Annotated in this window: 7 protein-coding genes, 1 other RNA gene and 1 pseudogene; all 9 read left to right on the top strand. The window is 29.6% G+C overall.

All coding sequences use genetic code 4. The features are described 5' to 3' along the window. The 9 genes and pseudogenes from dnaA to SAPIS_RS00040 all read left to right on the top strand — a co-directional run bounded on the left by dnaA (nucleotide 1) and on the right by SAPIS_RS00040 (nucleotide 11,415). The gene (gene dnaA, locus SAPIS_RS00005; protein WP_023788784.1) at nucleotides 1-1,332 is read left to right on the top strand and encodes a chromosomal replication initiator protein DnaA; all 1,332 of its coding nucleotides are present in this window, start codon (nucleotides 1-3) and stop codon (nucleotides 1,330-1,332) included. Nucleotides 1,333-1,466: 134 nt separating this feature from the next. Continuing rightward, nucleotides 1,467-2,591, top strand: a complete 1,125-nt coding sequence (gene dnaN / locus SAPIS_RS00010; RefSeq protein ID WP_023788785.1) for a DNA polymerase III subunit beta — start codon at nucleotides 1,467-1,469, stop codon at nucleotides 2,589-2,591. Nucleotides 2,592-2,648: 57 nt separating this feature from the next. Further along, nucleotides 2,649-4,550, top strand: a complete 1,902-nt coding sequence (gyrB, locus tag SAPIS_RS00015) for a DNA topoisomerase (ATP-hydrolyzing) subunit B (RefSeq protein WP_023788786.1) — start codon at nucleotides 2,649-2,651, stop codon at nucleotides 4,548-4,550. 20 nt (nucleotides 4,551-4,570) lie between these two features. Beyond that, nucleotides 4,571-7,006, top strand: a pseudogene (gene gyrA / locus SAPIS_RS05525) (DNA gyrase subunit A). Between the two features lie 4 nt (nucleotides 7,007-7,010). Continuing rightward, complete coding sequence (serS, locus tag SAPIS_RS00025) at nucleotides 7,011-8,273, top strand: serine--tRNA ligase (protein WP_023788787.1); 1,263 nt, start codon at nucleotides 7,011-7,013, stop codon at nucleotides 8,271-8,273. A gap of 104 nt (nucleotides 8,274-8,377) precedes the next feature. Continuing rightward, nucleotides 8,378-8,475, top strand: an RNA gene (gene ffs / locus SAPIS_RS05250) — signal recognition particle sRNA small type. A gap of 13 nt (nucleotides 8,476-8,488) precedes the next feature. After that, nucleotides 8,489-8,917 (top strand): deaminase, encoded by a 429-nt coding sequence (locus SAPIS_RS00030; RefSeq protein ID WP_023788788.1) that lies wholly within the window; start codon nucleotides 8,489-8,491, stop codon nucleotides 8,915-8,917. A gap of 17 nt (nucleotides 8,918-8,934) precedes the next feature. Next, on the top strand, nucleotides 8,935-10,845 hold the full coding sequence (gene dnaX, locus SAPIS_RS00035) for a DNA polymerase III subunit gamma/tau (protein ID WP_023788789.1): 1,911 nt from the start codon (nucleotides 8,935-8,937) through the stop codon (nucleotides 10,843-10,845). 3 nt (nucleotides 10,846-10,848) lie between these two features. Then, a complete protein-coding gene (locus tag SAPIS_RS00040) occupies nucleotides 10,849-11,415 on the top strand; it encodes a toprim domain-containing protein (RefSeq protein WP_023788790.1) in 567 nt (188 codons plus the stop codon). The last annotated feature ends 2 nt before the right edge of the window (nucleotides 11,416-11,417 follow it).

Below are 11,417 nucleotides of genomic sequence, written 5' to 3' on the forward strand. Positions count from 1 at the left end.
ATGACAAACGAAGAATTATGAAAAAAAATTAAGGAATGGTTGATTGAGTCAGACTCGATAGAACCAAATATATACGACGAATATATAAAAACTGCTATGCTTAGGAGACTCTCAGAACAGCATTTGGTAGTGATAGTTAAAACAGAACTATCAAAATGGTATTTGGAAAATATTTTAAGTGTCATGCGCTCTAAAGCATCTTTTTTCTTAGAAAATGATGTTGATCTTTCTTTAATGACAAACGAAGAATACGAAAAAGAACTAAACATTACTGAATTAATAGAACAAAAAAGAAAAAAACTTAAAAGTCAAGATTTTATGTTCGAGAATTTTATTTTTGGTTCAAGTAATATGAACGCGTATAAAGCATCAAAAGCTATAGTTGAAAATATAGGAACTAAATGAAACCCTTTGTTTATATATGGTGATTCTGGATTAGGAAAGACCCACTTATTGAAGGCAATAGCTCACGAAATAGGAAATACAAAAAATAAGCTTGTTGTAAAATACTACACTTCCTCAGATTTTAGAAAAGAAATTGTAGATTCCTTACAAGATGGTTTCAAAGAAATTGAATCAACAAAAGAAAAGCTCTCAAAAATTGACGTATTACTAATCGATGACATTCAATTTTTAGCAAATAGTGGAAAAACAAACGAAATATTCTTTAATCTTTTTAACTTTTTTATCGAGAATAATAAACAGATAGTTTTAACTTCTGATAAATTTCCAGAACAACTTAATGGTTTTGATAAAAGGTTGGTGTCGAGGTTTTCACAAGGTTTGAATGTGAAAGTAGAGACACCAGACATCATAACCGCTATAAATATCGTTGATTATAAGGCGAAAATCGTGAATTTAAACCTTTCTGAAGAGAGTAAAAAGTATATTGCTTCTTTTTTTGGTTCTGATGTCAGAAAAATAGAGGGAATTATAAACAAAATCGAGTTTTCAATAATACAAGATAACTCGGCTGCACCAAAAATAATCGAATTGGAGGATATTAATAAATTCCTTGAGGATTACTCTTTTGCTCCCGGTGGAGAAATCACAGTCCAAAAAATAAAAAACGTAGTGGCGCAAAATTATGGAATATCGGTTAAGTCTATAGACTCTCGATTACGAATGGCGAACATCGTTAAAGCTAGACATGTAGCTATGTTTTTAACTGGGGAGATTTTGAAAAAAAATTATTCTGAAATCGGGGTTGCCTTTGGTGGTAAAGACCACACTACTGTATTACATGCTTTTAAAAAAATTAACGATTTATTAGAAAAAGACAAAATCTTCAAAAAGACTTTAACTAAGATAAAAAAGGAGATAACTTCTTAATGTTAATATCATTTATTTATAGTTAATAAAAATTTTAACTATGTATAATAATATTAACTTATGCTGTGGTTTATCCACATATCAAGACTATAATAATAATATAAATAAATAAAATCTAATAAGGGGGACTTCAGATGTTTTTAAAGATAAATCGTTCATTTTTAATAGAAGAGTTAACTAAGTGTAACCGAATAATAGATCAAAAAACTCCAACACCTAGTCTTATTGGAATTTTAATAGATGTTGAAGTAGACAAAGTTTCTTTTATGTCAACTAACAACTCTCTCTCAATAAAAACATCAACATCTGTAGGTGAACATGGATTATTTATTAAGGAAACCGGAACTTCTTTAATAAGAGGTAAGTATTTTTTAGAAATACTAAGAAGAATGGATGATGAATTCATTTCTATAAACCAAACAGAAACCAATATTATGACGTTATCTGGAGAAAACTCAGAGTTTACTCTAAATATTTTGGACTACAAGGATTACCCAATGTTGGCTTTTAGAGAAAAAGGTGATCAAATTGAACTTAGTGCCTTTGAACTTAAAAAAAGTTTAAACCAAACTATAATTTCAGTAAACGAGTACAATCAAAAAATTGTACTAGGAGGATTAAATTTCTCAGCGATTGATAATCAATTTTTTGTGACTGGAACCGATGGTTTTCGGGTTTCAAGAAAAAGAATATTCATAGATGAAGAAAAGACCTCAAAATTTGAAGCTAATATACCATATAAGAGTGTTATGGAAATCATCAAGGTACTTCCGGATAAAGGAAAAGTAAAAATAGTTCTTTTAGAAAATCATGTTTCGTTTTTATTTAATAACACAGTGTTACAAACAACAATATTAGAGGGTCAGTTCCCAAATGTTAACTCTGTTTTTCCAAGCACATTTGCAAGTACAATTTACGTGGAAAATAAAAAGTTTTTAAAACTTATCTCTCGAGCTGACATACCGAGTGATGAGAATGTTTCAATTGTAGTAAATCTAAAGTTAGAAGGACAAATAATTTATATAAAGTCTAATATACAACAGATCGGAAGCTTTGAAGAAGAATTCAAAGACTTTGAATTAAAAGGTTTGGATGAACAGGACATTTTTTTTAACTCTAAGTTTTTAATTGAATCGCTAAAATCGTTTGAAACTAAGAATGTTGAAGTTAGTTTCATTGATGCTAAAAAACCTATTGTTATCACATCTTCAGAAGATAACTCTTTAAGTCAAATAATCTTGCCTATGTTTTCTAACTAGGCTATTTTTAGGGGTTTTTAAATGTTATAATCAATTTGATAAGTGCAGGTACAATATATGGAAAAGAAATATGGAGCTAATCAGATCCAAGTTTTAGAGGGTTTGGAAGCCGTAAGAAAAAGACCTGGTATGTATATTGGTAATACTAACAAAAACGGTCTACACCATTTAATTTGAGAAATACTTGATAATGCTGTTGATGAAGCATTAGCAGGTTATTGTAATGAAATTACAATAATTCTAACTGAAAAAAATGAAATAATAATTCAAGATAATGGTCGAGGAATTCCAATCGATATACATCCAAAAACACAAAAAACGACTTTAGAGACTATATTTACTGTTTTACATGCAGGTGGAAAGTTTGATGAAGATACTTACAAAATATCAGGTGGCTTGCATGGAGTAGGAGCGTCAGTTGTTAATGCTCTTTCTGTATATGTAGAGGCAATGGTACTACGAGATAGTAAAATATATCATCAGAGATTTTCTGAAGGTGGCACTAAAGCAACACCGCTGAAAATAATTGGAACATCTGATACAAACGGAACTATAATAAAGTTTAAACCCGATCCAGAGATTTTTAAGGATACTATACTTTTTGACTTTAAAACCATACAATCAAAAATTAAGCAATTAGCTTTTCTGAATAAAGGTTTAAAATTTTTTTTATACGACCAAGAAAAAGATAAGTTAAGTACTTTTATATTTGAAGATGGTATAAAGGATTATATAAAAGAAATAAATAGTGGTAAAGAAAAAATAAACGATCAAATTTTTTACATAGCAAGTAGTTACGGAAAAATTGAAGCTGAGATTGCAATACAATACAATGATTCGTATGACGATAACGTATTCTCATTTTGTAATAATATTTTTACTTCCGAAGGTGGAACACATGAAGATGGATTTAAAAACTCATTAATTAGGTCGATAAATCATTATGTGAATGAACTTAAAAACTTCAAAGGAAATAAGTTCGTTTGAGATGACTTAAAAGAAGGTTTATGTGCAATTATATCAGTTAAACATCCTGATCCACTTTATGAAGGTCAAACCAAATCTAAGTTGTCAAATAATGATGCAAAAGATGCTGTAACTAATATTGCAGTCGAAGGATTTACAGAGTATTTGTTGAAAAACCCTGCAGACGCAAAAAAAATAATTGAAAAATTACTTGTATCTCAAAAAGCTAGAAAAGCAGCTCAAAGAGCACGTGAAGACATTAGACGAAAAACAACTATAGATAGTTTCTCATTACCAGGTAAACTTGCTGATTGTGAATCTAAAGATGCAAATGAGTCTGAATTATATTTAGTCGAGGGTGACTCTGCTGGAGGTTCTGCAAAAACCGGTAGAAATAGAAAACATCAAGCAATCTTATCTCTAAAAGGTAAAGTATTGAATGTTGAAAAAGTAAAACAATCGAAAGCTTTTGAAAATAATGAAATACAATCAATTATTGCAGCTATTGGAGTAGGAGTCAAAAAAGACTTTGATATTACAAAACTGAGATACAATAAAATAATAATTATGACAGATGCTGATGTTGATGGGGCACATATAAGGGTGTTACTATTAACATTTTTCTACAGATATATGAAAGATTTAATTCTCAATGGAAACATCTATATTGCTCAACCACCACTTTATAAAATTGAAAATGACAAAAAAAGAGTCGCGTATGCATACTCAGATAGTGAATTAGAAATACTAAAAAATAATGAATTTAAAGACACTAAGTATGTTATTCAAAGATATAAAGGATTAGGAGAAATGGATCCAATACAATTATGGGAAACCACTATGGACCCAAATACTAGAACAATGCTTCAAATCAAAGTAGAAGATGCTTTCTTAGCTAATGAAGTATTTTCAAGTTTAATGGGTGAAAATCCAGAGTTGAGAAGAAATTTTATTACAGATAATGCACAATTTGTAGAAAACATTGATATTTAAATAATAAGGAGGTTGGGCTAATGACTAACAATTTTGGTAATGGAAAAATAATAGAAGTTGATATCAAAAACGAGGTAGAAAAAGATTTTTTAGAGTACTCGATGAGTGTTATAGTTAGTAGAGCTTTACCTGACCTTAAAGATGGTCTAAAACCTGTGCATAGAAGAATTATATATGCAATGAATGACTTAAAAATAACTTCTGATACTCCTCATAAAAAATCTGCACGTATAGTAGGTGAAGTTATTGGGAAATATCATCCACATGGTGACTCATCAGTATATGAAGCTATGGTAAGAATGTCTCAAGACTTTTCATATAGATATCCTTTAATAGAAGGTCATGGAAATTTTGGATCTATTGATGGTGATGGAGCTGCAGCAATGCGTTATACTGAAGCTCGACTTTCAAAACTATCAACCATGTTGTTAAAAGATATTGATATGGAAACTGTTCCGTTTATTGAAAATTACGATGCATCAGAAAAAGAACCAAAATATTTAACAGGTTATTTTCCGAATCTTTTAGTTAACGGAGCGACAGGGATAGCAGTTGGTATGGCAACAAATATACCACCACATAATCTAAGAGAAGTTATTTCCTCAATTGTAGCTTATATTGAAAATAAACAAATCTCGATCGAAGAGATTTTAAAATATATCAAAGGGCCTGACTTTCCAACAGGAGCTTTAATGACAAATGGCGAGAGTATGAAAGAAGGCTATCGCATAGGTAAAGGAAATTTAATAATAAGAGCTAAAATTGAAATTGAAAATAATCAAAAAAAACAACGAATAGTTATTAAAGAGATTCCTTATCAAACAAATAAAATGAGAATTGTAGAAAAAATAGCAGAACTTTACAAAAACAAAATTATAACTGGTATTACAGACTTACGTGATGAATCAAACTATCAAGGAATTAGAATTGTATTAGAACTTAATCAAAATGCCAACGCACATTTGATAATAAAAAGACTTTATAAATATACAAGTTTGCAAACAAACTTCGCAATTAATATGTTATCTTTAAATAATGGGATTCCTGTAGTGCTTAATATAAAAGAAATAATTAAGTATTATGTAAATCATCAAATAGATATAATAACAAAACGCTCGATATAGGAACAAAAAAAACTTGATGCTAAGTTACATATTTTAATAGCTATCAAAAAAACACTAGATAATATTGATAGAGTTATAACTATAATTAGAGAATCTAAAAGTACCAATGAAGCTTACGAGGAATTGAACAAAGCGTTTGGTTTTGATGAAAAACAAGCCAAGGCTATTTTGGATATGCGTTTGCAAAGATTAGTTGGTCTTGAAAGAGAGAAAATAGAGAAAGATATTAACAACATTGAAAAAAGACTTCAAGAATTAAAAATAATTTTGGAATCTAAGGAAGAGAAAGAAAAAATTTTAGTAGAACAACTACAAGAAATCGAAAAAAATTTTGGAGATGACCGTAGAACTCAAATTATCGAAGAAGAACAAACTCAAATCAACGATGAAGAACTCATCCAAAACACACAAATGATATTAACTTTATCTGAAGAAGGTTATTTAAGACGAATAGACCCATTTGAATTAAAAACTCAAAAAAGAGGTGGTAAAGGTATGATAATAAATTCACTACCTGAAGATAACATTGTTATCTCTAAAATAGGAAAAACTAAGGATAACATACTTTTTTTCTCGAACGAGGGTAAGGTATATAAAACAAAGGGTTATAATATAACGCAATTCTCAAGAACAGCAAGAGGTTTACCAATCATTAACTTTATAGGGATAAACACTTCGGAGAAGGTTACAACAATTCTATGTTTAAAAAACAACAAGTCTAAATATAAATTTTTAGTCTTTGTTACAAAAAACGGAGTTGTGAAAAGAGTTCCAGTAGATTTATTTGATAAAATTAATAACTTTGGAAAAATAGCCATCATTTTGGATAAGGGTGATCAATTAGTTTCTGTGGTTGCTACTTCTGGTACAAATAATATTCTTATAGCGTCGCAAAAAGGAAAAATCATCAGAGTATCAGAAAATGACTTTAGACCAATGTCGAGATCATCTAGAGGAGTTAAAGGAATGTCATTAGATAAAGATGATGTTGTTATGACTGCTGTAACCGATTATGGTAATGATAGTATAGCAACCATTTCAGAACTAGGTATCATGAAAAAAACCTTAATATCAGAGTATACTTCATTGGGAAGAGGAGCAAAAGGTGTTGTTGGTATGAAATTGAACGATAAAACAGGTAAGTTTAAATCTATCTTAGCTGTCAGAGATTCTGACAAAATTTTGATGGTATCTTCAAAAGGAAAAATTATTAAAATCAATGCCAAAGATATTAATCTTCAATCTCGAAACTCTATTGGGGTAATTGGATTCGATCTTGATGATGGTGAATATATTACCGCCACTTCTTTGGAGTGAAGTAAAGGAGAATAAAAGAATGATAGATATTAAGTTTATTGAAGATAACTATGAACTTGTTTTACAAAGTCTAAACAAGCGACAAGGAAACTATGAAGGTGTGTTAAAAAAAGTACTTAAGTTGAATGAAGAAAGAAAAGAACTTATCAAGGTTATAGAAGAAAAGAAAGCTAAAAAAAATCAAATTACAAAGACTTATGGAGATTTAGTAAAAAGGAACCAAAGTATTGTTGACTTGAAAAATGAAGTACTAAAAATTAATGAATTTATCGAGAGTAGAGAATCCGATTTCAAAAAAATTGTGGATGAACTAAATAACTGTTTGTTAGAAATACCTAATATTCCTAATGAGAATATACCTTTGGGAGTTAGTGACGAAGACAATTTAGAGGTCAGAACATGACCAGGACTAGGGTTAAAAAAAGATGGTGAAGCTCATTGAGATATAGCAACAAAGCTGAATCTTGTAGATTTTGAATTAGGTAGTAAGTTATCAGGAGCTAGATTTTTAGTTTATACAGGTAAGGGTTCAAAGATGGTAAGAGCGATAGCTGACGTATTACTAACTAGACATACTAAAAATGGATATAAAGAAATATCAGTTCCTCTCCTAGTAAATAAAGAAATCATGTTTGGAACAGGACAACTTCCTAAGTTTGAGGATGATGCATATAAAATAGATGATAAATATCTCATTCCAACATCTGAAGTTCCATTGACTAACCTTGTTCGTAACGAAACTTTGAAATCTACCGATCTGCCGATCTACCTTACCTCATTCTCTCAATGTTTTAGAAGAGAAGCGGGGAGCGCAGGAAGAGATACAAAAGGGATGATTAGACTACATCAGTTTAATAAAGTAGAGATGGTTAAAATAACAGACGAGACCTCCTCATTTATAGAACTTGAAAAAATGGTAACTGATGCCGAGGATTGCCTTAAATTATTTAATATACCATACAGAGTTGTTGAACTTTGTGGGGGAGATATCGGCTTCTCATCTAAAAAAACATATGATCTTGAGGTTTGATTTCCAAACCAAAATAAATATAGGGAAATATCATCTTGTTCTAACTGTGGGGACTTTCAAGCAAGAAGAATGAAAGCTAAATATAGAGACAAAGAAGGAAAAACAAAGTATGTTCACACACTTAACGGTTCTGGTCTAGCGATTGATAGATTATTTGCGGCTATTTTGGAAAATTATTACGATGGTCAAAAATTAATTCTACCTGAAGTATTAAAACCGTATTTCAATGGAGATGAATTTATTACCCAATAAATTGATGTTTCACGTGAAACATTCTCATATTTTGTTTCACGTGAAACATTCTTTGAAACTATAAAATAAATATTTTTATAATTTATAAAAATTATGTGATACTATAAAATTGTCATTGTAAGGGTGACGTTCGAAGTTGGTCAGGATCGGAAGATAGCAGCCATAAGAATCTAGTGCCTTGTACATTGACTTTTTTTATCTCAAAGGAGTAATTTATGTTTGATGATTACTTTAATATTCTCTTAAAAGAACTTAATAAATGTCTTAATACGAATGATGTACCAGTGGCTGCTTTGTTAATAAGAGACAATAAAGTGGAGTTTAAGGCACGTAATGTGAGGGAAAAAAACAAAGATATAGCAGGGCATGCTGAGATAAAAGTTATAAATAAATGTTTTCTACGTCAAAAGTCTAAAAATATGAGTGAATATAAAATGGTTGTTAGTTTACAACCTTGTTTTATGTGTATAGCTGCAATGGAGCAATCTAATATAAAAGAAGTTTATTATTACTTAAATAATAAAAAATGTGACTATGAAAATCTAAAAACAAAATTAAAAATGATAAAATTAGAAAATAAGGAAAGATGTAAAGTTCTTGAAAACATGTTAGTATCGTTCTTCCAAGATTTAAGAAAAAATTAGTATTTAAGGGTGTTGTTATGGAAAATAAAAAAGCGTTATATAGACTTTATAGACCAATTAATTTTGATCAAGTTGCAGGTCACGATGGAGTCAAAGAGATTTTAATATCACAAATTAGATCTAATAACTTTCCTCATGCTTTACTTTTTTCTGGTCAAAGAGGTACGGGTAAAACTTCTGTAGCAAAAATATTTGCTAAGGTTGTAAATTGCCAAAACCTAATAGATTATAATCCATGCGAAAATTGTCTAAGTTGTTTAGAATTTAACAAAAACTCTCATGCAGACATATTCGAGATGGATGCTGCATCAAATAATGGTGTTGATGAAATAAGAAATTTAAAAACAAATACTACAACACTTCCGACCTTCTCTAAATATAAAGTTTATATAATTGACGAAGTTCACATGCTTACGAACTCAGCTTTTAACGCATTACTTAAAACGTTGGAAGAACCACCTAAGCATGTGTTATTTGTTTTAGCAACTACTGAATTATCGAAAATACCCGCAACTATAATATCTCGTTGCCAACTTTTTAATTTTAAAAGTATAAAAAAAGAAGCACTAAAAAACAAAATTAAAGAGATTTGCTTCAACGAAAAAAAACAAATCACAGAAGAGACGCTTGATGAAATTTTTTATATGTCCGAGGGTTCTTTAAGGGATGCGTTGAATTATTTGGAACAAGCGATGACAATATCTGGTGAAGTTATTTCAGTAGAAGAGCTAAAAAAAATCTTTTACATTTCTACAAAAAAAGAGAAATTAGATTTGATTAAGGCAATATTAAATAATGAGAATACCGTAATTATTAAATATTTCAATAGTGCAAATGAAGCTGGTGTAGATTTTCAAACGCTTGTACTTGGTTTAATTGATCTATTGAAAGAAATTATAGAATATAAATTAACAAATAACTTAGGGGTTTTGAAAATATTAAGTATAGAAGAAATTGAAACTTTGAAATATATAAATAAAGAAACTTTATTTGAAATTGTAGAAAGTCTAATTAATGCATTTTCTAAATCAAAAAACTCATCCATAAGCTTTCAATATATTTTGATAAGCGTCTTAAGAATAGCTACAAACATCAATCCACAAGAAACAAACAAATATTCGTCGTCCAATGAGACAAAAACTATAGAGGTTAAAGAAGATACTTTTCCAAATTTAGACAAACAGGAGATGAATATAATTTTCAATAATGATTTGATAAGCGGTGAAAATAACGTTAATCAAAATTTAAATGATGTAGTTAGCACATTGAAACCTGATATAGATTCTTATGCGGATATTAAACATATTGAAAATCACGAAAACATCGATGATGAATCAAATCTTAATGATAGCGAGTTTGTTTACTCGGAAGAAAATCTTTTAAAGGCACAAATGAAATTATTACTTGAAGAACCGAGAACTTCTGATGTTATCGACTTTAGTGATGATTTAATAATATCAATATTGATTGGTGCTGATAAAAATACACGTACAAAGTTATCTGACTTGCTCTACTCTGTGTTTGATGAAAAAATGGGTTGGAGTTACACTCAAAAGTTTATATGCTTTTATAATACAAAATTATCTGCTGCAAACGATAAGGGTCTTATAATACTATGTGAAGACAGGTCTATAGCTCGTTTAATCAACAATAAGTTACAGAAAAAAGATTTTAGAAAAATGATATTCGATTTATTTCAATTAGAAACAAAAATATTAGCTGTTGAAAAAACTAGGTGGAAACATATTAAGAACGAATATCTATTTAGAAAGCAAAACGGTGTTTTTAATGTTAATGTTCCGAATCAGTCTGTCGAGGAGTTTTACGAACAAGTGGTAAAAACAAAAGATGACATCAATAACGAGAACGAGTTTTATAGTAAAGCAAAAGAGATTCTTGGCGTTGATAACATAAAGGTAGTTGATTAGTATATGGAAACACTTATTGAATTGTTAAAAAAAATAGATGGAATAGGGAAAAAAAGTGCGGAGAAAATTCTTGTTGATTTAATATCCAATAAAGAAAGTTTGATTTCTATAGATAATGTTATCAAATCGATTGAGACTGATTATGTCGAATGCGAAAGGTGCTATTATTTCAAATATAAGAACCGTTGTGCTTTTTGTGATGACAGTTCAAGAAACAAAAATATATTGTGTGTGGTGTCTTCTGTTTTAGATGCACAAAGAATATTACATAGTGATTTTAGAGGAGTTATTCATGTTCTTAAAGGGGAAATCAACGTAAACAAAAATAGGTTTCCAGAAAATTTAACTTTGAAAGAATTATTTGTTAGAATTAATCCAGAAGTAGAAGTATTGTTAGCATTGAATTTAACATTCAACGGAGAAGTCACATCTAATTACATAGCCAATGCCATAAAAAGTAAAGCGAATAAAGTCTCAAGGATTGCTAGGGGTATACCACTAGGTGGTATGTTAGATTATATCGATAATGAAACACTTAATGATGCTATAAAAAACAGAAAAAAAGTTTAACA

It is taken from the genome of Spiroplasma apis B31, assembly GCF_000500935.1.
GTDB classification, from domain to species: Bacteria; Bacillota_I; Bacilli_A; order Mycoplasmatales; family Mycoplasmataceae; genus Spiroplasma_A; species Spiroplasma_A apis.